General features: G+C 69.9%; 21 protein-coding genes. 13 read left to right on the top strand and 8 right to left on the bottom strand.

Features of this window, described 5'->3' with window-relative positions; all coding sequences use genetic code 11:
* Positions 1-7: 7 nt before the first annotated feature.
* Genes ACW7GZ_RS13725 through ACW7GZ_RS13735 form a run of 3 tightly spaced genes read left to right on the top strand, consistent with a single transcriptional unit; the run spans position 8 to position 1,788 of the window.
* Positions 8-739 carry a hypothetical protein gene (locus ACW7GZ_RS13725; protein WP_457009735.1) on the top strand — a complete coding sequence of 244 codons (732 nt, stop codon included), beginning with the start codon at positions 8-10 and terminating at the stop codon, positions 737-739.
* Positions 740-751: 12 nt separating this feature from the next.
* A complete protein-coding gene (locus tag ACW7GZ_RS13730) occupies positions 752-1,240 on the top strand; it encodes an RNA polymerase sigma factor (RefSeq protein ID WP_457009737.1) in 489 nt (162 codons plus the stop codon).
* The gene (locus ACW7GZ_RS13735; protein WP_457004938.1) at positions 1,237-1,788 is read left to right on the top strand and encodes a hypothetical protein; all 552 of its coding nucleotides are present in this window, start codon (positions 1,237-1,239) and stop codon (positions 1,786-1,788) included. The genes ACW7GZ_RS13730 and ACW7GZ_RS13735 overlap by 4 nt, the downstream gene beginning before the upstream one ends.
* A gap of 12 nt (positions 1,789-1,800) precedes the next feature.
* On the opposite strand, the gene ACW7GZ_RS13740 is transcribed toward ACW7GZ_RS13735, so the two are convergent.
* Positions 1,801-2,541 carry a UPF0149 family protein gene (locus tag ACW7GZ_RS13740; RefSeq protein ID WP_457009739.1) on the bottom strand — a complete coding sequence of 247 codons (741 nt, stop codon included), beginning with the start codon at positions 2,539-2,541 and terminating at the stop codon, positions 1,801-1,803.
* Between the two features lie 142 nt (positions 2,542-2,683).
* Here ACW7GZ_RS13740 and ACW7GZ_RS13745 point away from each other — a divergent pair, with 142 nt between their 5' ends.
* Positions 2,684-3,601, top strand: coding sequence for an alpha/beta fold hydrolase (locus ACW7GZ_RS13745; protein WP_457009741.1), 918 nt, complete (start codon positions 2,684-2,686; stop codon positions 3,599-3,601).
* Positions 3,602-3,918: 317 nt separating this feature from the next.
* Here ACW7GZ_RS13745 and ACW7GZ_RS13750 read toward each other — a convergent pair whose 3' ends face one another.
* On the bottom strand, positions 3,919-4,593 hold the full coding sequence (locus tag ACW7GZ_RS13750) for a TenA family protein (RefSeq protein ID WP_457009743.1): 675 nt from the start codon (positions 4,591-4,593) through the stop codon (positions 3,919-3,921).
* 188 nt (positions 4,594-4,781) lie between these two features.
* On the opposite strand from ACW7GZ_RS13750, the gene oleC reads away from it, so the two are divergent.
* The 8 genes from oleC to ACW7GZ_RS13790 all read left to right on the top strand — a co-directional run bounded on the left by oleC (position 4,782) and on the right by ACW7GZ_RS13790 (position 12,008).
* On the top strand, positions 4,782-6,470 hold the full coding sequence (gene oleC / locus ACW7GZ_RS13755) for an olefin beta-lactone synthetase (RefSeq protein WP_457009745.1): 1,689 nt from the start codon (positions 4,782-4,784) through the stop codon (positions 6,468-6,470).
* 17 nt (positions 6,471-6,487) lie between these two features.
* Positions 6,488-7,492 (top strand): 2-alkyl-3-oxoalkanoate reductase, encoded by a 1,005-nt coding sequence (gene oleD / locus ACW7GZ_RS13760; protein ID WP_457004949.1) that lies wholly within the window; start codon positions 6,488-6,490, stop codon positions 7,490-7,492.
* Positions 7,493-7,553: 61 nt separating this feature from the next.
* A complete protein-coding gene (locus ACW7GZ_RS13765) occupies positions 7,554-7,712 on the top strand; it encodes a DUF1328 domain-containing protein (RefSeq protein WP_343254651.1) in 159 nt (52 codons plus the stop codon).
* A gap of 101 nt (positions 7,713-7,813) precedes the next feature.
* Complete coding sequence (locus ACW7GZ_RS13770) at positions 7,814-8,470, top strand: ubiquinone biosynthesis accessory factor UbiJ (protein ID WP_457004951.1); 657 nt, start codon at positions 7,814-7,816, stop codon at positions 8,468-8,470.
* The gene (ubiB, locus tag ACW7GZ_RS13775; protein WP_457009747.1) at positions 8,467-10,140 is read left to right on the top strand and encodes a ubiquinone biosynthesis regulatory protein kinase UbiB; all 1,674 of its coding nucleotides are present in this window, start codon (positions 8,467-8,469) and stop codon (positions 10,138-10,140) included. Before ACW7GZ_RS13770 ends, ubiB begins: the two co-directional genes overlap by 4 nt.
* Complete coding sequence (locus tag ACW7GZ_RS13780) at positions 10,083-10,937, top strand: pseudouridine synthase (protein ID WP_457009749.1); 855 nt, start codon at positions 10,083-10,085, stop codon at positions 10,935-10,937. The genes ubiB and ACW7GZ_RS13780 overlap by 58 nt, the downstream gene beginning before the upstream one ends.
* A 31-nt stretch (positions 10,938-10,968) precedes the next feature.
* Positions 10,969-11,388, top strand: a complete 420-nt coding sequence (arfB, locus tag ACW7GZ_RS13785) for an alternative ribosome rescue aminoacyl-tRNA hydrolase ArfB (RefSeq protein ID WP_457009751.1) — start codon at positions 10,969-10,971, stop codon at positions 11,386-11,388.
* A 14-nt stretch (positions 11,389-11,402) separates the two neighbouring features.
* Positions 11,403-12,008 (top strand): lysophospholipid acyltransferase family protein, encoded by a 606-nt coding sequence (locus ACW7GZ_RS13790; RefSeq protein WP_457009753.1) that lies wholly within the window; start codon positions 11,403-11,405, stop codon positions 12,006-12,008.
* A 39-nt stretch (positions 12,009-12,047) separates the two neighbouring features.
* Here the strand turns inward: ACW7GZ_RS13790 and ACW7GZ_RS13795 are convergent, their stop codons facing one another.
* The 6 genes from ACW7GZ_RS13795 to ACW7GZ_RS13820 form a co-directional block, all read right to left on the bottom strand.
* Complete coding sequence (locus ACW7GZ_RS13795; RefSeq protein WP_457009755.1) at positions 12,048-13,436, bottom strand: M28 family metallopeptidase; 1,389 nt, start codon at positions 13,434-13,436, stop codon at positions 12,048-12,050.
* 90 nt (positions 13,437-13,526) lie between these two features.
* A complete protein-coding gene (locus ACW7GZ_RS13800) occupies positions 13,527-15,056 on the bottom strand; it encodes an efflux transporter outer membrane subunit (RefSeq protein WP_457009757.1) in 1,530 nt (509 codons plus the stop codon).
* Positions 15,049-15,192, bottom strand: coding sequence for a hypothetical protein (locus tag ACW7GZ_RS13805; protein WP_457004965.1), 144 nt, complete (start codon positions 15,190-15,192; stop codon positions 15,049-15,051). The genes ACW7GZ_RS13800 and ACW7GZ_RS13805 overlap by 8 nt, the downstream gene beginning before the upstream one ends.
* Positions 15,185-18,358 carry an efflux RND transporter permease subunit gene (locus ACW7GZ_RS13810; protein ID WP_457009759.1) on the bottom strand — a complete coding sequence of 1,058 codons (3,174 nt, stop codon included), beginning with the start codon at positions 18,356-18,358 and terminating at the stop codon, positions 15,185-15,187. The genes ACW7GZ_RS13805 and ACW7GZ_RS13810 overlap by 8 nt, the downstream gene beginning before the upstream one ends.
* Positions 18,359-18,444: 86 nt before the next feature.
* Complete coding sequence (locus ACW7GZ_RS13815) at positions 18,445-19,656, bottom strand: efflux RND transporter periplasmic adaptor subunit (protein ID WP_457009761.1); 1,212 nt, start codon at positions 19,654-19,656, stop codon at positions 18,445-18,447.
* A 46-nt stretch (positions 19,657-19,702) separates the two neighbouring features.
* Positions 19,703-19,972, bottom strand: a complete 270-nt coding sequence (locus ACW7GZ_RS13820) for a hypothetical protein (protein WP_457009763.1) — start codon at positions 19,970-19,972, stop codon at positions 19,703-19,705.
* 125 nt (positions 19,973-20,097) lie between these two features.
* Here ACW7GZ_RS13820 and ACW7GZ_RS13825 point away from each other — a divergent pair, with 125 nt between their 5' ends.
* The gene (locus ACW7GZ_RS13825; RefSeq protein WP_457009764.1) at positions 20,098-21,150 is read left to right on the top strand and encodes a LysR substrate-binding domain-containing protein; all 1,053 of its coding nucleotides are present in this window, start codon (positions 20,098-20,100) and stop codon (positions 21,148-21,150) included.
* Positions 21,151-21,158 lie beyond the last annotated feature (8 nt).

The following is a 21,158-nucleotide window of genomic DNA, read 5'->3' on the forward strand; positions in this document are numbered from 1 at the left end:
GGCGGGCATGCAGATGACAGGCGGACAGGACCAGGCGATCGGTCGGGTGCACTCGGGGATGGAATGGGGCCGGGCAGGTGTGTGGTGCATGCGGGGCTGGCGGATATTCCGGCTGGCGCCGGTAAGGATTTCTCTTCTGGCGCTGGTACCCATCGTGGCCGAAGGACTGATCCAGTTGGCTCCCGGGATGGGCGTGGTCGTGTCAAAGATCCTGACTCCAATCGTTGGAGCCTGGGTCCTGCTGATGCTCGATCACAAGGTGCGTGATGCGTTGTTCGGGCCAGGCATGGCTGCCCGGAAAGTCGGGCTGCGCTGGAACAAAGTGGCCGTGATCGCATTGGTGAGCCTGGCTGTCTTCGGCTTTCAGGTTCTGGTGGCGGCCATCGTCGGCAATCAGGAGCAGGCCGTGGCATTTGCGACCGGGGACATTGCCGGCATTGCCTATTCCCGTGCAGAACTCGCCGGCATCCTGACGTCAGGCTTGCTCCCGATGCTTCTGCTGTTCTTTGTTGTTCCACGCATGCTTCTTGACGGTTTGAGCTTGCGGCCGGCATTCGTGGAGAATGCGCGCCTGCTCGTGCACTACTGGCGGCCGATCGCTCTCTACACGTTGGGATCGGCGGTGCTGATGGGCAGTCTGCTGTGGGTGCCGGTGATGCTGCTGGTGCTTCTTCCGGCAGGTTTGTGTGTCGGCTATGGCGCCTACCGTGATGTTTTCGACCTGAAACAGGAATCGTGAGCGTTGCCTCGATTGCCTGATATCGCCGCAGTCCTGCGCGAGCACGGGGGGATGCTGTTCCGCATCGCTTCGGGCTACACGCGCACCACGGCCGCCCGCGACGACCTCGCCCAGGAGATGTCGGTGGCGGTGTGGAAGGCACTGCCGGCCTATCGCGGTGACGGCGCATTGAAGGCGTTCATCGCGCGCACCGCGCAGTTCGTCGCGCTGGATCACGTACGTAAACGACCCAACCGCTTCGACGGTGACGCTATCGACGAAAACTTCGAGAGTCACGACCTGCGCCCGGATGAACTTGCCGGGCAGTCGCAGCGCCGACAGCAGCTGTTGCAGGCGGTGCGGGGCTTGCCCGTCGGACAGCGCGAGTGCGTATTGCTGGTGCTGGAAGGATTCAACAACCGGGAGATCGCCGACATCCTCGGCATGCCCGCCAACACCGTGGATCAGCGCCTGTCACGAGCGCGGCAGCATCTGCGTACAACGCTGGAGGCAGACACATGAGCAACCAGGAATGGGATGTGCTGGCGGCCCAATGGGATGGAATGGAGGTGGGCGATCCGGCCCTGCTGCAACGGCGCCTGCGCCGTCATGTGCGCTGGAAGCGGGTTGGCCTGCTTGGCGAAGTGTTCGGCCTGCTGTCTGCGCTGGGTGTCATTGCCTTTGCGTGGACTCGCGCCATCGATCTGCGCGACTGGTTGGCCGCCATAGCCGCGGTGCTGGTGCTCAGCCAGGGCATCCATTTGATGCTGCGTCATCGCTACCGGCTTTTTGGCGCACCCGATGGTGGGCTGGTGGGATTGATCGATGCCGAAATCCGCCGGGCGCAGTTCGTGATTGCCGCCCACTGTGCCGGCGCCGGGATTGGAGTGCTGATTCTGTCCTTGGCGTGGGCGCTTATCCCGGCTGATGGTTACTCGCTGGCGGTCGATGGCTTGATCGGCGGCCTGGTCGCTGGCGGGCTGTCCTTGGCGTACATGGCCCTGCGCAGTTGGCAGATGCTGCGGCGGATCCGCCGGCTCCGCGAAGAGCGGACGAGCCTGGCGGAGTAAAGAGTGTCGGGCTCAATGCACTCCGCAGCACTTCTTGTGCTTTTTCCCGCTGCCGCAGGGGCAGGGGTCGTTGCGACCAGGTCCTTCATCGCGGCGGATCGGCGTGCGCGGGGTCAGCGCTTCCACCCGGTGGTGGTTGAGGTCGGCCAGCATCCCGGGCAGGTTGATGACGATCCCCAGCCGCTCGCGGTAGTCGACCGGCATCGGCTCGGTGGTGGGATCTTCCGGATTGATGGCTTCGCCGCTGGCCAGCCGGTCGAGGGCGTCGAAGATGTCCTCGATCCAGTCGTTGTCATCCAGCCACTGGTCCCACTCGGCCTCGCGCAGCATCACCGCGGAGAAGAAGCCCTGGGACCAGTCGGCGCCGACGTCGAGCTCGTCTTCCTGCAGCGCGTCCTCGCCGGTCAGCTCCGGGTCCTCGGGTAGCCACATCAGCGGAGCGAGGTGGTCCGGCAGGTCGCCGTCGTCGTAGCGCACGCGGGCGGTGCACATGTTCAGGTGGCCGAGCAGCAGCTGCTGCACCTGGAGCGCTTCCTCGGCGCTGTCCCAGGTCGGCGGCTTGCCGCCCCAGACCACGGGCTGCCATTCCTCCAGCGGCACCGCCGAGGGCGACACCGCCAGCGCGCTCAGGAAGCCGTCCAGCGCCTCCAGGTTGAATCCCTTGAACGGGACGGCGCGCCGGTCCAGCAGGTCGGCGAGCTGTTCGATGCGTGCTTCGTCGAGGTAGGGCGGGGCGGAGATCGGGCTGGACATGGCGTTTAGGCGGAAGGAGGCGAGGCCTGCATGGTAATCGTGTCGCCGCGCGGCGGAGCGTTCCTGCCCGCGAGCCGGTGCCTTGGGCCGGCGCAGGCACCCGCGTCCTACAATGGCGGCTGTTGTCCGCCATGGCGCCACCATGCATCTCCCGGGTTATCCCACTACTCCCCATCGCTTCCAGGTTCGCCCCGGCATCGAGATGTCCTATCTCGACGAGGGCCCGCGCGACGGCGAGGTCGTGGTCATGGTCCACGGCAATCCGTCGTGGAGCTATTACTGGCGCACGCTGGTGGCGGGGTTGTCGGATCCCGCTTCCGGCAAGGGTTATCGCTGCATCGTGCCCGACCACGTCGGCATGGGGCTGTCCGACAAGCCCGACGACGCGCCGAATGCGATACCGCGCTACGACTACACCCTGCAATCGCGGGTCGAAGACCTGTCCACGCTGCTTGAACACCTCGGTATCGACGGCCCGGTGACGCTGGCGGTGCACGATTGGGGCGGGATGATCGGCTTCGGCTGGGCGCTGTCGCACCAGGCACAGGTGAAGCGGCTGGTGATCCTCAACACCGCCGCCTTCCCGATGCCGGATGCCAAGGCCATGCCCTGGCAGATCGCGCTGGGCCGCGACTATAACGTCGGCGAAATGGTGATCCGCGGGTTCAACGCGTTTTCTTCCGGTGCGTCCTGGCTGGGCGTGGAGCGGAAGATGCCCGCCGACGTGCGCCGCGCCTATGTCGCGCCCTACGACAGCTGGAAGAACCGCATTTCCACCATCCGCTTCATGCAGGACATCCCGCTGTCGCCGAAGGACCGGGCCTGGCCGCTGCTGGAGGAGTCGGGCCGGCACCTGCACGAGTACGCCGGCCTGCCGGTCTTCATCGGCTGGGGGCTGAAGGACTTCGTGTTCGACCGCCATTTCCTCGAGCGCTTCCAGGCCGAGCTGCCGGGTGCCGAGACGATGGCCTTCGATGATGCCGGCCATTACGTGCTGGAAGACAAACACGAAGTGCTGGTGCCTGCGATCCGCGACTTCCTGGACCGCAACCCACACTGATCAGGCTGCGATCGGCGGGGGCAGTGCGGGCGGCGGGGTGCCGCGGTCGTTGGGGTGGTCGCTGCCGTCGGGATTGCCGTCGCGGTCGTTGGCCGCGGCTTCGCGCCAGATCCAGTCCGCCGGCGTCAGCGCGGCCAGGCCGTGCGCCGCGCAAGGGGTTTCGGAGCGCGGGCTCGCCTATGCTGGTCCGGCACACATCCGCGCGATACGGCGTTGGGGTGAGGATTTCGGCGGGGTTGCTTTCGCAGCTATAGCTGCTCCCACAAGAGCTGCTCCAACTGGAGCTGCTCCTGCAGGAACCATGGCGGCGCCCGGGATCAAGGTCCGGTGCCCGCCGCATCCAGCCCCTGCTGCCAGAATTCCGCTTCCAGGCGCGAGGCCTTGCGGAAGATGGCGACAAGTTCGTCGTAGCGGTTCTCGCTGGCGTAGCGTCGGCCGAGGTCGTCCAGCCACGCGTGCGCGGCGGCGCCGGCCTGCTGAAAGGCGTTGCCGGAGTATTCGGCGATCCAGTCGCGGTAGGGATGGTCGGCGGCAACGGCATCGATGCCTTCGGGCGTGAGCCGGCGGCCGATCTCGGCGTAGCCGAGCGTGCAGGGGATCAGCGCCACCTGCAGGTCGAGCAGGTCGCCGGACATGCCCACGTCGAGCACGAAGCGGGTGTAGGCCACGGTCGCCTGCTGCTCTTCGGTGGCTTCGACATCGGCGGCCGACAGGCCCCAGCGCTCGCACACGCGCAGGTGCAGGCCCATCTCGTCCAGGATCGCCGCCAGCCCGCCGCGGGCCGCCTGCATGTCGGCCAGGCTGCGGCTCTTGTACGCGGCCAGGGCGTGGGCGCGGGCGAACTGGATCAGGAACAGGTAGTCCTGCACCAGGTAGTTGCGGAATGCCGCCCGCGGCAGGCTGCCGTCGCCCAGGCCGCGCACGAAGGCGTGGTCGATGTAGGCGTTCCAGTCATCGGCAGCGGTGGCCTTGAGGCGTTCGAGCAGCGACATGATCGGGTCTCCGGGACGCGCGGCCCGGCCGCGGGGCCGGCGATTGTCGACCATTGGTGCGCACGGGGCCAACGGGCTGCCAGGCGGCCCGGGCCGGGAGCGCGATGATCCCGCGAAGGCGGAGCCTGCAGGATCGCCGACGCGCCGACGTGCATGTGCCCCGCGCGGGTCCGGGCGATAATCGGGCCATGACTGGCTCCTGCAACATCGCCGCCGCGCTGCCGCGGCTGGCTCGCGAGCTGCCCGACCGGGTGGCGATGCGCGCCCCGGGCCGTGACGGCCGCTATGCCACCTCGCTGACCTACGCCCAGCTCGACGCGCGCAGTGACGCCATCGCCGCGGGCCTTGCCGCACGCGGCATCGGCCGCGGCACGCGCACGGTGGTGATGGTGCGGCCGACGCCGGAGTTCTTCCTGCTGATGTACGCGCTGTTCAAGGCCGGCGCGGTGCCGGTGCTGGTGGATCCGGGCATCGACAAGCGGGCGCTGAAGCAGTGCCTGGGCGAGGTCCAGGCCGAGGCCTTCGTCGGCGTCCCGCTGGCGATGTTCGCGCGCGTGCTGCTGGGCTGGGCGAAGTCGGCGCGGGTGCGGGTGACCACCGGCGCGCGGCCGCGGTTCGCGGACGTGACCCTGGCCGAGGTCGAGCGCAGCGGCGCCGACGCGGGCCCGCAGCTGGCCGACACCGCGCCCGATGACGTCGCGGCGATCCTGTTCACCAGCGGCTCCACCGGCGTGCCCAAGGGCGTGGTCTATCGCCACCGTCACTTCGTGGCCCAGATCGACATGCTGGGCGGGATGCTTGGCGTGTCGCCCGGTGGCGTGGACTTCCCGACCTTCCCGCCGTTCGCGCTGTTCGATCCGGCGCTGGGCCTGACTTCGATCATCCCGGACATGGACCCGACGCGGCCGGCGAAGGCCGATCCGCGCAAGCTGCATGCGGCCATCGAGCGCTTTGGCGTGACCCAGCTGTTCGGCTCGCCGGCGCTGATGCGGGTGCTGGCAGAACATGGCAAGCCGCTGCCCACGGTGACTCGCGTGACCTCGGCCGGCGCCCCCGTGCCCAGCGAGGTTGTGGCGAAGATGCGCGCGCTGTTGCCCGACGACGCCCAGTTCTGGACGCCCTATGGCGCCACCGAATGCCTGCCGGTGGCGGTGATCGAAGGCCGCGAACTGGTGACCCTGCGTGAGCGCACTGAAACCGGCGCCGGCACCTGCGTCGGCCGCCCGGTGGCGCCGAATGAGGTCCGCATCATCCGCGTCAGCGACGAGGCCATTCCCGAATGGTCCGACGCGCTGCTGGTGAAGCCTGGCCAGGTGGGTGAAATCACCGTTGCCGGACCCACGGCAACCGACACCTATTTCAACCGCGACGCGCAGACCGCGCTGGCGAAAATCCGCGAGGGCGGCAACTTTCCCGCGAACCCCGCGGAGACGTCCCGCATCGTCCACCGCATGGGCGACCTCGGCTATTTCGACGCCGAGGGCCGCCTCTGGTTCTGTGGCCGCAAGTCGCAGCGCGTGGTCACCGCGCAGCGCACCCTGTGCACCGAACAGATCGAACCGGTCTTCGACACGCACCCCGACGTCCGCCGCACGGCGCTGGTCGGGATCGGCGAACGCGGTGCCCAGCGTCCGCTGCTCTGCGTCGAGTTGCAGCCCGGTATCGACAAGGCCGGACGCGCACGCATCGCCGACGAGCTGCGCCACCTCGGCGAAGGTTTCGTGCACACCGCGCACGTGGATGCCTTCACCTTCCACCCTGCGTTTCCCGTCGACATCCGCCACAATGCGAAAATCGGCCGCGAAAAACTGGCCGTCTGGGCCGCACGCGAGCTGCGCCGCGGCAGGGTCTTCGAAGCGGCGGTGACGCCTGATTGACGCGAGGGAGCACTGAAGTGCGGGTACTGGTGACTGGCGGCGGCGGATTCCTTGGCCAGGCGCTGTGCCGTGGCCTGGTCGAACGCGGACACGAAGTCACGAGCTTCAACCGCGGCCACTACCCGGAGCTCGACGCACTCGGCGTGCGCCAGCTGCGCGGCGACCTTGCCGACCGCGATGCGGTCATTGCCGCGTGCGCGGGCATGGACGCGGTGCTGCACAATGCCGCCAAGGCCGGTGCCTGGGGCAGCTTCGACAGCTACCACCGCGCCAACGTGATGGGCACCGGCCACGTGCTGGCCGGCTGCCGCGAGCACTTCGTGCCGAAGCTGGTCTACACCTCGTCGCCCAGCGTGACCCATCGCGCCACGCACCCGGTCGAGGGCGGCACCGCCGACACCGTGCCCTATGGCGACGACCTCAAGGCGCCGTACGCCGCGACCAAGCTGATCGCCGAGAAGGTGGTGCTTGCCGCCAACGACGAATCCCTGGCCACCGTCGCGCTGCGCCCGCGGTTGATCTGGGGGCCGGGTGACAACCAGCTGGTCCCGCGCCTGGCCGAACGCGCCCGCGCCGGCCGCCTGCGCCTGGTCGGCGGCGGCATGAATTGCATCGATACCACCTACATCGACAACGCCGCGCAGGCACACTTCGATGCGCTCGATCATTTGGGCCCGGGGGCGGCCTGCGCCGGTCGTGCCTACTTCATCAGCAACGGCGAACCGATGCCCATGCGCGAGATCGTCAACGCGCTGTTGCGCGCGGTCGGTGCGCCCGAAGTCGAGGGCACGCTCCCCTTCGGTGTCGCCTATGCGATCGGTGCCGCCTGCGAGACCGCGTGGCCGCTGCTGCGCCTGCGCTCGGAGCCGCCGATGACCCGTTTTCTGGCCGAACAGCTCAGCACCACGCACTGGTATGACATGGCGCCGGCCACCCGCGACTTCGGCTACGTGCCCCGGGTATCGATCGCCGAAGGCCTTGAGCGGCTGGCCATCTCGCAGCGCGGAGCCATCACCTCCTGACGACCCGTGGCCGGCAAGGATGTCGCCAGCCGTCGGCGCTCCGACGGACTGGAGAACCGCCATGCTGAGTTACGCCGTCATCTTCCTGGTCATCGCCCTGATCGCCGCCGTGCTGGGCTTCAGCGGTATCGCGGGTGCCGCCAGCAACATCGCCTGGATCCTGTTCGTCGTGTTCCTGGTGCTGGCTGCGATCTCGTTCTTCCGCGGCAAGCGGGTCTGACCCGCGCCACCGGTGCGCCGCGGCTGTGCGGCGCACCGGTGGGCCGCCGGCAGCGCAGCCTGCGCACCGGTGGCGTGGGCCCGGCCGCTACAATGCCGGCCATGGCCCGATCCCCTTTTTCGCTCCCCGGCTTCAAGCCGCTGGCCGGCCGCGCGCTGGAATCCGCGCTCAACCGCGCGCTCGCACTCGATGACGACACCCGCCAGGCGCTTGCCCGGCTGGACGGGCGCCACGTCGCCCTGCACCTGGCCTCGCCGCCGCTGGCGATGTCGGTGCGCGTGGATGGCGAAGCGCTGCGCGTGGGGCCGGTGGCGGGCGACGCCAGCCCCGACCTGTCGGTGCGCACCACGCTTGGCGGCCTGCTTGGCCAACTGCAGGGCATGCTTGGCGGGGGCGATGAGCACGCCACCCCCAGCGGCCGGCTGCGCATCGAAGGCGACGCCGAGCTGGCGCGCGCGCTGCAGCGGCTGGCCTCGCGCTTCGACCCCGACTGGCAGCGGCCCTTCGTCGCCGCCTTCGGCGAGGTGATCGGCGTGCAGGTGGCCAAGGGCTTGGCGGCGGCGCTGAAGGGTGCGCGCCGCGCCGGCGAAGGCCTCGCCGCCACCGCCGCCGAGTACGTGGTGGAAGAGTCGCGCGACGTCGTCGGCCGCCATGAGCTCGATGCCTTCCATGACGACGTCGACACGCTCCGTGACGACGTCGAGCGCATCGCGGCACGCGTGGCGCGCATGGCACCGGCCGCCGGGGCCGCGCGGTGAGTTCGGCCCTGCATGCGCTGAAGATCGGGCGCGTCCTGCTTCGCTATCGCCTGCACACGCTGTTCGAAGGCACGCCGGCGGAACGCTGGCTGTGGCTGCTGCGGCCATTCGTGCCGCGCGCCTCGCGCGAGATCACCGACCTGCCGCGCGGCGCCCGGGTGCGCCTGGCGCTGCAGGAGCTGGGACCGATCTTCGTCAAGTTCGGGCAGGTGCTGTCGACCCGCCGCGACCTGGTGCCGGCCGACGTCGCCGACGAGCTGGTGCTGCTGCAGGACCAGGTGGCGCCCTTCGACGGCGAACAGGCACGGACCATCGTCGAGCGCGAACTGGAGCGCCCGGTGGCCGAAGCCTTCGCCCGTTTCGACATCGTGCCGCTGGCGTCGGCCTCGGTGGCGCAGGTGCACGCCGCGCAGCTGCCGGCGGTGGACGGCGTGCCCGGCGCCGAGGTCGTGGTGAAGGTGCTGCGTCCCGGCATCGGTGCGCGCATCGCCGCCGACATCCGCCTGCTCGAGCGCATCGCCGGCTTCGTCGAGCGTACGCATCCAAGCGCCGACAAGATCCGCCCGCGCGAAGTGGTGGCCGAAGTCGCGGGCACGCTTGCCGCCGAGCTCGACCTGCAGCGCGAAGGCGCCAATGCCTCGGTGCTGCGCCGCTTCTGGACGGGGTCACCCGACCTGTACGTGCCCGCGCCGGTGTGGTCGCACAGCAGCGAAGGCGTGCTGACGCTGGAGCGCGTGCACGGCATCCCCAGCGACGACGTCGCCGCCATCGAAGCCGCGGGCATGGACCGGAAGCTGCTCGCCGCCAAGGCGGTGCGCGTGTTCTACACCCAGGTGTTCCGCGACAACTTCTTCCACGCCGATGCGCACGCCGGCAACATCTGGGTCGACAACGACCCGTCGCGGCGCCTTGATCCGCGCTTCATCGCGCTGGATTTCGGCATCGTCGGCCAGCTGTCCGGCGACGACCAGTACTACCTCGCCGAAAATTTCATGGCGATCTTCAACAAGGACTATCGCCGCATCGCCGAGCTGCACGTGCAGGCCGGGTGGATGCCGTCGCACCTGCGGCTGGACGAGCTCGAAGCCGCGGTGCGCGGCGTGTGCGAGCCGTACTTCACGCGTCCGCTGTCGGAGTTCTCGCTGGGCGAAGTGCTGCTGAAGCTGTTCCGTACCGCGCAGCGCTACCAGCTGACCCTGCAGCCGCAGTTGATCCTGCTGCAGAAGACGCTGCTCAACGTCGAAGGCGTGAGCCGTCACCTGGATCCGGAAATCGACATCTGGGCGGTGGCGCGGCCGGTGCTGGAGCGGATCCTGGCCGAGCGCTACAGCCCGAAGCGGCTGGCGGGCGAGTTCCGCAAGCGGCTGCCGGAACTGGTGACCCGGGCGCCGGAGATGCCGCGGCTGCTGCACGCCTGGCTGAGCCAGCAGGTGGAGGGCCGGCACCAGCTGGGCATGCACTCGACCGAGCTGGCCGAACTGGTGCAGGTGATGCGCGCGATGCAGCGGCGCACGGTGGCGGCGATCCTGGGCGTGGGCCTGCTGGTGGTGGCGGCGGTGCTGTACGGCCTTGATGCCGGTGGCCCGCGTTTGTGGACGGTGCCGGTGGCTGCATGGATCGCCGGCATCGGCGGCCTGTGGGCGATCATCGCCGCCCGCCCGCGGCCATGAACTCCGGTGGTAACAGCAGCTCTTGTGGGAGCGGCCCGACGGCTGCTCCCACAGCGGCCGCCGCTCCCGCAGCGATGCCGGTGCTGCATCTTGAAGAGCGCTTCGCCGTGGTCGACAAGCCCGCGGGGCTCATGGTCCACGACAGCAAGCTCGCGCGGGGCGAGAGCGACTTCGCCGCCGACCGCCTGCGCGAGCAATTCGGCAGGCCGATCTTCCTCGTCCACCGCCTCGACCGCGCCACCAGCGGCTGCCTGCTGCTGGCCTTCGATCGCGAAACCGCCTCGGTGCTGGGCAAGTCGCTGATGGCCGGCGAGGTCGACAAGGGCTATCTCGCGGTCTGTCGCGGCTGGCCCGCGGAGGAGGCGTTCACCGTCGACCATCCGCTCGACGGCGGCCCCGGCAAGCCGCAGAAGAAGCCGGCCGTGACCCGCTTCCAGCGTCTCGCCACCGCCGAGCTTCCAATCCCGTCCGCCGGTTTTGAGACCTCGCGCTACGCGCTGCTGCGCGCCTGGCCACAGACCGGGCGCTTCCGCCAGATCCGCCGGCACCTCAAGCATCTGTCGCACCATCTGATCGGCGACACCAGCCACGGCGACGGCCGCCACAACCGCAGCTTCCGCATGCTCGGCATCCATCGCATGCTGCTGCACGCAGAGCAGCTTTCGTTCCCGCATCCACGGGACCCGGCGCAACGCGTGCACGCCGTGGCGCCGCCTGATGCGGAGTTCGCACGCGCGCTGGCATTCTTCGCGCAGCCGGCGGACGCCGCGCCGGCTGCCGAAGCGGGACCGCCCTGACCGTCGCGCTGGCCATCGATTCCGGACGCCCATGACCACCACGCCATCCGCCATCGAAATCCCGGGCGCCGAGATCGTCGAACGCTTCGTGCGCGCCTCGGGTCCCGGCGGACAGAACGTCAACAAGGTCGCGACCGCGGTCGAGCTGCGCTTCGACGTCGCCAACTCGCCGTCACTGCCCGAAGCCGTGCGCGAGCGCTTGCTGGCAAAGCGCGACCGCCGGCTGACCGACGACGGCGTGCTGGTGCTCAACGCGCAACGCTTCCGCACCCAGGACCGCAACCGCCAGGATGCGCGCGAGCGGCTGGCGGCGTTCATTGAATCGGGCCGCAAGGCGCCCAAGGCGCGCGTGCCCACCCGGCCCAGTCGCGCATCCAAGGTCCGTCGCCTGGACGCCAAGCGCGAGCGTAGTACGATCAAGCGCGGCCGCACGGGGAAGGGCTGGGACTGAGGGCACGGAGGCGCATGAGCGAAGCGGAACACGACATCCTGCCGTCCCTGCCACCGCAGGTGCCGCGGGTCGAACCCAACCGCTTCACCCGCTGGCTCGGCCGAAGCATCCTGCGCGCCGGCGGCTGGCGGGTGAGCGGCGAGTTCCCCGACGAGCCGCGCGTGGTGCTGATCGCCGCCCCGCATTCGTCCAACTGGGACGGTGTCTGGGGCTTTGCCGTGAAGCTCGGCCTGGGCCTGGACATCAAGCTCCTCGGCAAGCGCGAGCTGTTCTGGTGGCCACTGGCGCCGCTCTTGCGCAAGCTCGGCGTGATCGCGGTCGATCGCAATCGTTCGGCGGGCGTGGTGGAGCAGGTCGCGGCCATGTTCCGCGCGCACGACCGCTTCTGGTTCGGACTGGCGCCGGAGGGCACGCGCAAGCCGGTCGAGCACTGGCGGAGCGGCTTCCTCAAGATTGCCCGCGCCGCCGACGTGCCGGTGCTGCCGGTGTATTTCCATTATCCGGACAAGGTGATCGGCATCGGCACGCCGTTCCGCGTTGTCGACGACGACGCCACGGAAATGGCGCGCGTGCGCGCGTGGTACCGGCCTTGGCAGGGGCGTAACCGCGGTACGGGCTGAGCTCCCGGCACGGCGGCAGCGACGAGCTCGATGCCTCGGCTACGGCGTCCCGTAGCCGCCGAAGCTGCCCGCCGCGCCCGGGAATACCACCGGGCTTTCCGCGCCGTCTCTCGCGACCGCTGACACGCCGAAGAACCAGTTGTCGATCACCACGTTCTTCAACGTGTGCCGGTCCACGTCGCCGACGTACACGCTGTGCGTCCACTGCGGCTCGGTGGTCCGCCGCCAGTGCAGCCGGTAGCCGGCCAGGTCGGGCGCCAGCGCCGCCGGCGCGCGCGTCCACTGCAGCGTGGTGTCGGCGGTGACCGCGCCTTCGATGGTCACGTCCGCGGGCGGCGGCGGTGCCGAAGCCATGCCGGCCAGGCTCACGGCGTTGAGCGCGGTGAGCCTGGCGGCGTAGTCGAAGTCCACGCCTTCGATCACGTCGCCGTAGGCGATGCCGTCTTCGGTGCGCAGGTCCTGGTGCTGGCGGGTGTAGTCCTCGTTGGTCTCCATCACCCGCACCGCGGGGTAGCCGAGGTCGTTGAACGGACGGTGGTGCCCGCCGCGCCCGAAGCGGTCCAAGCGATAGACCACCATCACGTCGAGCCCCGGCACGTAGAGGTCGGCCATGCGGTCGATGTAGCGGGCCAGGTTGCGCGAGGGCGAATCGACCTCGCCGCCGGTGAAGCGGCGCTGCCGCGCCTCGGCCGGCGTTTCGGTCACGCGGGTGCCCTCGGCGAACACGCGCGCGGTGCCGTTGTCGATCACGCCGTTGATGCCGGCGATGTTGCCGATCATGTCGTTGTTGAGCACGGCCTCGATGCGCCAGCCTTCATCGCGTGCCTTTTCGGCGACGATCTTGCCGCCGAACAGGCCCTGCTCCTCGCCGGAGAGCGCGGCGTAGACGATGCTGCCGTGAAAGCGGTGCTTCGACAGGACCCGCGCCGCCTCCAGCGTGCCGGCGACGCCGGACGCGTTGTCGTTGGCGCCGGGCGAGTCGGACGTCGCGTCCATCACGTCGGACACGCGCGAGTCGATGTCGCCGCTCATGATTACGTAGCGGCCGGGATCGCTGGTGCCGCGCTGGATCGCAAGCACGCTCACCACCTCGGTGGCCTCGGGGATGCGGTCTTCGCCGGAGACCGTGCCCGCAACGTCGATCACTTCAAGGCACCCGCCGCACTGGGCGGAGATGCGCTCGAACTCGGCGTGGATCCAGCGCCTTGCCGCGCCGATGCCGCCGGTGTCCGACGTCGTGTCCGACAGCGTGTGGCGGGTGCCGAACGACACCAGCGTGCGGATGTCGGCCTCGATGCGCGCGGCCGACGGTGCGGTGCCGATGTCGTGCAGCAGGGCCTGGGTGGCTGGTGGTGCGGTGGGCGTTTCAGCGGCGGCGACCGGTGCGACCAGGCAGGCGGACAGGATGGCGAGGGGCAGGTGGCGCATGCGCGGGTTCCAACGTTCGGGCGTAGGCGCAACCGTACGCCATCGGTGCTGCCATGTGCCGCACCACACGGCATGCCGGGGCGCGCCGCGTCAACGCGGTTGCGGTGCCTTGTCCACGGCCAGCGCGAGCGGGTGCGGCCAGCCGCCGGCCAGCGCGCGATACAGGCCCACGGCGCCGGTGGCACTGCGCGTGCGCGCGGCCGCGAAGGCGTCTTCGGCCTGCAGGCGGGTGCGTTCGGCGTCCAGCACCTCGAGCAGGCCGATGGCACCGGCGTCGAAGCGGATGCGGGCGAGCTCGGCGGCGCGTGCGCTGTTGTGCGCGGCGCGCTCCAGGTGCGCGTCCTCCACGCGCGCGCGGTCCAGGCGCACCAGCGCGTTCTCGGTGTCCTCCAGCGCCAGCAGCACCGCCTGCTGGTAGCGCGCGAGTTCGCCGGCGGCATCGGCGTCGGCGGCGGCGATGCGCGCGCGCACCCGACCGACGTCGAGGAACGACCAGTCGATGCCAAGCGCGACGAAGCGCGTGCCGCTGTCGCGTTCGAACAGCGCGCCCGCGTCCGCCGCCTGGCTGCCGAGCAGGCCGCCCAGGGTGAAGCGCGGGAACAGCTCGGCGGTGGCGACGCCGATGCGTGCGGTCGCCGCGTGCAGCCGGGCTTCGGCCGCGGCCACGTCGGGGCGGCGGCGCAGCAGCTCGCCGGGCGTGCCCGGGTCGATCACCGCGGGCAGCGCCGGCAGGGGCGCGGCTTCGCCAAGCACCTCCACCAGCGCATCGGGCGTGCGCCCGGTCAGCACGCCCAGGCGGTGGATGGCGAAGGCCACCTGCGCCTCGAGCGCGGGGATGCGGGCGCGCGTGGTCTCGAGCTGGGCCCGCGCGCGGGCGGTGTCGAACTCGCTGTCGCGGCCGCTGTCGAAGCGTGCCTCCACCAGCTCGAAGGTGTCGCGCTGGTTGCCGGCGTTGCCGCGGGCCACGCGCAGCCGCTCCTGCGCGCCGCGCAGTTCGAGGTAGGCGTGGGCCGTCTCGCCGGCGATCGCCACCTGGACGGCCTGCATGTCGGCGTAGCCGGCGAGCGCGTCGGCGCGCCCGGCCTCGATGCCACGGCGGATGCGTCCGAACAGGTCGATTTCCCAGGCCGCGGCGATGCCCGCGCTGTAGCTGTCGGCGTCGCGCGCGGATCGCGGCTGGCCGGGCGCCTGCGCGGCGCTTGCACGCGTCGTGGCGGCTTCGGCGTTGGCGGTCACCATGGGCAGGTGGTCCAGCCTTGCGCCGCGCAGCAGCGCGTTGGCGCGGTCATAGCGGGCGAAGGCGATGCGCAGGTCGTGGTTGGCGGACAGCGCGTCTTCGACAAGCTGTACCAGCAGCGGGTCGCCGAAGTCGCGCCAGAAGCGCTCGTCGGCGGTGATTGGCGGCGTCGACGCTGGCGCCGGTGCCGGTGCATCCGCATCGGCCGCTGCCGCGCCCGAGGCATCCGTGGTCGCGCTGCCCGCGGCAACAGCGCCGTGGAATGCCTCGGGCGTCGGCAGCCGTGGACGCACGTAGTCCGGCCCCACGCTGCAGGCGGCCAGCGCAAGCGCGAGCAGGGTGGAGGCAAACGCCGGCCGCCCGGCGGTACGGAAGTCAGTCATCGTCGTTCTCCATGGGGTCGGCGGGCTTGGGCGCGGCGCGGTCGGGCGCGGCCGGCGCCGGGCCGGCCGGGGTGTCGTTGCCGAGGATGCGGCGGATGTCTTCAAGCGAAGGAATCGCCAGGTTGCGCTCAGGCACGGGACACCTCCGCGTCCACGTTGCCGGCCGGACCGGCCTGCGTCGCCGTGCGCGTGACCAGCGTGCGCAGCGCGACATAGAACACCGGCGTCAGGAACAGTCCGAACACGGTCACGCCGACCATGCCCGCGAAGACGGTGATGCCGGTGGCCGAGCGCACTTCCGCGCCCGCGCCCGACGACAGCACCAGCGGGACGGTGCCGGCGATGAAGGCGATCGAGGTCATGACGATCGGGCGCAGGCGCAGGCGGCTGGCTTCCAGCGCGGATTCCACGATGCCCTTGCCCTGCAGCTCGAGCTCGCGCGCGAACTCCACGATCAGGATCGCGTTCTTGCACGCCAGGCCCATCAGCACCACCAGCCCGACCTGCACGAAGATGTTGTTGTCGCCGCCGGTCAGCCAGACGCCCAGGAGCGCCGACAGCATGCACATCGGCACGATCAGGATCACCGCCAGCGGCAGCGTCCAGCTCTCGTACAGCGCCGCCAGCACCAGGAACGCCAGCAGGATCGCCACCGGAAACACCACCATCGCCGCATTGCCCTGGGTGGCCTGCTGGAAGCTGAGATCGGTCCACTCGATGGCCATGCCGTTGGGCAGGATGTCGGCGGCCAGCTCGGCGACCTTGGCCATGCCTTCGGCCGACGACATCACCCGCGGGTCGACGTCGCCGGCGAGGTCGGCGGCGGGGTAGCCGTTGTAGCGCAGCACCGGGTCGGGGCCGTAGGTCTGGCTGACGTTGACCATGGAGCCGATCGGCACCATCTCGCCGCGGTCGTTGCGGGTGCGCAGGCTGGCGATGTCCTCGACGCTGTCGCGGAACGGCGCGTCGGCTTGGGCGATCACCTGCCAGGTCCGACCGAAGCGGTTGAAGTCGTTGACGTAGGCCGAGCCGAGATAGGTCTGCAGGGTGTCGAATAGCCCGGTCAGCGGCACGCCCTGCGCCTTGGCCTTGACCCGGTCCACCTCGGCGTCGAGCTGCGGCACGTTGGCCTGGTAGGTGGTGTTGGCGAAGCCCATGCCCGGCGCCTGCATCAGCGCGCCCTGCATGGCCGCGGTGGCGTCCTGCAGCGCGCCGTAGCCGAGATTGGCGCGGTCCTCGATGAAGAGCTGGTAGCCGGCGCCGTTGCCCAGGCCGAGGATCGGCGGCGGCATCACCGAGAAGGTGAGTCCTTCCTGCAGTGCGGCGATCCTTTCGTTGATTTCGGCATTGATCTCGAGCGCCGTGCGCGCCCGGTCCGCGAACGGATCCAGGGTCAGGAACACCACGCCGGTATTGGGCGTATTGGTGAACTGCACGGCGTTGAGGCCGGGGAACGCGATCGTGTGCGCCACGCCCTCGGTGTCCATCGCGATCTCGCCGACCTTGCGCAGCAGTTCGTCGGTGCGCGAGATCGACGCGCCCTCGGGCAGCTTCACGCCGGCGATCAGGTACTGCTTGTCCTGCACCGGGATGAAGCCCGCCGGCACCGCCTGGAACATCAGCCCGGTGCCAAGCAGCAGCACGGCATAGACCGCGAACACCATGCCGCGCCGGCCAAGCGCCCGCGACACCGCGCCCTGGTACTTCTCCGAGCTGGTGCCGAAGAAGCGGTTGAACGGACGGAACACCCATCCAAACAGGCGGTTGATGAGCCGCGTGGGCGCGTCCTTCGGGGCGCCGTGCGGCTTCAGCAGGCGCGCGGCCAGCGCCGGCGACAGGGTCAGCGAGTTGATCGCCGAGATGACCGTGGAGATCGCGATCGTGACCGCGAACTGCTTGTAGAACTGGCCGGTCACGCCCGACAGGAAGGCCATCGGCACGAACACCGCGCACAGCACCAGGGCGATCGCGACGATCGGTCCGGAGACTTCGCGCATGGCCTGGTGCGCGGCTTCGAGCGGCGTCAGGCCTTCCTCGATGTTTCGCTCGACGTTTTCCACCACCACGATCGCGTCGTCGACCACGATGCCGATCGACAGCACCAGCCCGAACAGGGTGAGCGTGTTGATCGAGAAGCCAAGCAGGTACAGCGCGGCGAAGGTGCCGACGATCGACACCGGCACCGCGAGCAGGGGAATGATCGAAGCCCGCCAGGTCTGCAGGAACAGGATCACCACCAGCACCACCAGCAGCACCGCCTCGAGCAGGGTGACGACCACGGCCTTGATCGAGTCGCGGACGAAGACCGTGGTGTCGTACACGGCTTCGTACTCGACGCCTTCGGGGAAGCGCTGCGAGACCTCGTCCATGGTCGCGATGACCGCGTCGCGGATCTCCAGCGCATTGGCGCCGGGCGCCTGGAAGATGCCGATGCCGACCGCGTTGTCGCCGTCTAGCTGCGCGCGCAGCGTGTAGTCGCCCGCTCCCAGTTCGACGCGCGCGACGTCGGACAGGCGGACGATCTCGCCGTCGCTGCCGGCCTTGAGCACGATGTCGCCGAACTCCTGCTCGGTCTCCAGCCGCCCGCGGGCGTTGATCAGGGTGAGGAAGTCGCTGTCGGGCATGGGCTCGGCGCCGATCTGGCCGGCGGAGACCTGCACGTTCTGTTCGCGCATCGCCTGCAGCACGTCGCCTGCCGTCAGCCCGCGCGCAGCGATCCGGTCCGGGTCCAGCCAGGCGCGCATCGCATAGTCGCCGCCGCCTAAGACCTGGGCGTCGCCGATGCCGGACAGGCGCGCCAGCGCGTCCTTGACGTGCAGGCGCGCGTAGTTGCGCAGGTACAGGGTGTCGTAGGTGCCTTCGGGCGAGGTCAGGTGCACCACCATCAGGAACACGGGTGATTGTTTCTGCGTGGTCACGCCCTGTCGTCGGACGTCTTCGGGAAGCCGCGCCAGCGCCTGGCTGACCCGGTTCTGCACGCGCACCGTGGCGTCGTCGGGATCGGTGCCCGGTTTGAAGGTGACCGTCATCTGCAGCACGCCGTCGGAGCCGGCGACGGACTTGAGGTACATCATGTCCTCGACGCCGTTGATCGCTTCCTCGAGCGGCGTGGACACGGTCTCGGCGATCACCTTGGGGTTGGCGCCGGGATACACCGTGCGTACGACCACCGACGGCGGCACGACTTCGGGGTATTCGCCGATCGGCAGCAGCGGGATCGAGATCAGGCCGGCGGCGAAGATCACGATCGACAGCACCGCGGCGAAGATCGGGCGGTCGATGAAGAACCTGGAGAAGTCCATGGGTCGTCCTTCGCGGCGCAGGCCGCGTGGGTCGGGGCCCCGCATGGGCGGAGCGGTGGCGAACGAGGCCGGCGGCCGGCGGGGAGTCAGGGCGTTGGCGCGGGCATCACGGCGGCGACGGCGTCAGCGGTGTCCGCAGGCGCCATCGCGACCGCGGTCGGCGCCACCGGCATGCCGGGGAAGAAGACCCGCTGCACGCCGTTCACGATCACCTGGTCGCCGGGCTCGAGTCCCGACTGCACCACGCGCAGGCCGTTGGCCATGCGGCCAAGCTCGATGTCGCGGCGCTCGGCCGTGTTGCCATCGCCCAGCACGTAGACGTACTTGCGGTCCTGGTCGGTGAGCACCGCCTTGTCGTCGACCAGCAGGGCGTCGAACTCGCCGCTGCCCTGCAGTTGCACGCGGGCGAACAGCCCCGGGGTGAACGCGCGGTCGGGATTGGGCACGACGGCGCGCGCGCGCACGGTGCCGGTGCTGCTGTCGACCTGGTTGTCGATGAAGTCGACGATGCCGGCATGCGGGTGGCCGGCTTCATCGGCCAGGCCGATGCGCACCGGATTGCTGGTGGCGTCGCGCTCGCCGCTGCGTGCCAGCGCCTGGTAGCGCAGGAAGGCGCGTTCGTCGGCCTCGAAGTGGACGTGCACCGGATCCTGCGAGACCACCGTGGTCAGCAGCGTCGCGTCGGCCTGGGCCAGGTTGCCGGCGGTGACCAGGGCGCGGCCGGCGCGGCCGGCGACCGGTGCGCGCACCTCGGTGAACTGCAGGTCCAGGCGCGCCGCGGCCACCGCGGCTTCGGCGGCGTGCACGCCGGCCTGCCCTTCGGCGGTCGCGGCGCGCCGGGTCTCGAACTCTTCGCGCGAGATCGCGCGGGCTTCGATCAGCGACTTCGCGCGCTGGTGCTGGCTGCGCGCCAGGCCGGCTTCGGCGCGGGCGCGCTCCAGCTGGGCCTGCGCCTGGTCCAGCGCGGCGCGGTAGGGGCGCTGGTCGATCACGAACAGCAGGTCGCCCTTGGCCACTTCGCTGCCTTCCCGGTAGGCGACGCGCTGCACGTAGCCGCTGACGCGCGGCCGGAGTTCGACCGACTCGATCGCGGCGACGCGACCGCTGAACTCGTCCCACTGGTGCATGGGCGTGGACACGACGGTGGCGACGCCGACTTCGGGCGCCTGCGGGGCTTCGGGATTGGCTGCGGCGTCGCTGCTGCAGCCCGGGGTGGCCAGCGCGATCGCCACGGCCAGGCCGATCGCGACCATGGACAGGCGGATGCCGGAATGGATGATGAGCTTGCGGGTGTTCATGGCGGGAGGTGTCCTTGAATGGGGGAGGCGGCGGCTTTCGGGACGATCAGGCGGACCAGCATTGTCCCGTTCGCGGGATTTGCTCTCCCGTATCCGGGATGCCGGCGTGGCGGTCGGCCATCACCAGCACGGCATCGGCCGCCGACCAGGACAGTGCGAATACAGGGAATGCAAGCGCCATTGCGATCCCCCAGGCCAGGCTCATGGAGGCTCCAAGCCATTGATATGCAATGAAAGATGTCGAGGCCACCAGGTCGAATGCGATCAGCGTGGCCAGCGCGTTGCGGAGCAGGCTGCGGCGTGCGGAGCGGGACATTGGAATCGGCCATCAGGAAGATGACGGATACGATAGGCGCCGGGGCGGCACTTGATTAGCCGGCAAATCGGGGAATAATTGTCCCCCAGCTGGTCCAATCCAGCGTCCAGCCCCGGAGGCGCCGCATGAGTCACGATCTCAACGACACGCTGATCTTCGTCAAGGTGGTCGAGCTCGGCAGCTTCATCGCCGCGGCCAAGGCCCTGCACCTGCCCAAGACCACGGTCAGTCGCAAGGTGCAGGAACTCGAGGCACGCCTGGGCGCGCAGCTGCTCCACCGGACCACGCGCAAGCTCGGCCTGTCCGAGGCCGGCAGCGTCTATTTCGAGCATTGCCAGCGCATCGCCCGCGGGCTCGAGGAAGCGGAAAGCGCGGTCGGCCAGCTGCAGGATGGCCCGCGCGGCTGGCTGCGCGTCAGCGCGCCGTATTCGTCGGGGATCGCATGGATCGCGCCGCTGCTGGGCCAGTTCCACGCGCAGTATCCCGAGGTGCGGGTGGAGCTGTCGCTGAGCAACGAACAGGTCGACCTGATCGAAGGCGAGGTCGACCTCGCGCTGCGCATCGGCAGCCTGCCCGACTCCAACCTGGTCGCGCGCCGGCTGGCGGTGTTCCGCACGCAGGTCTACGCAAGCCCGTCCTACATCGAGCGCCACGGCGAGCCGCTGCATCCCGACGACCTGCAGCACCACCGCACCCTGGGCATGCAGAAGTCGCGCCGCAACGGCAACTACTACTGGGCGCTCGGCGACGGTGCGAAGCGCACGGACTACCGCATCGACCCGATCCTGGTCGCCAGCGATCCGGCGGCGCTCAAGGGCGCGCTGCTCTGCGGCGAGGGCCTGATGCTGGCCAGCGACGTCACCGTGAAGGCCTATGCCGAGCAGGGCATGGTGCAGCGCGTGCTGGCCGGCTGGACCGGCCGGGACCTGGATTTCAACGCGGTGTTCCCGAGAGGGCACGTCACTTCGCCCAAGGTGCGTGCCTTCGTGGATTTCCTGGTCGAACGCCTGTGCTTCGACGCCGACTACATGCAGGCGCTGTGCCCGAGCACGCAGTGCCCCGACCGCCAGAAGGAGACGGTCGCCGCCGAACTCGACCGCGTGTCCCGGCAACCATCGGCCGTGGGCGCCGCGGGCAAGGTCGCGTCCATCGGGCGCAAGGTCGAAGAGGCGGCCTGAGCCCGCGG

The organism is Luteimonas sp. A537 (genome assembly GCF_054052065.1).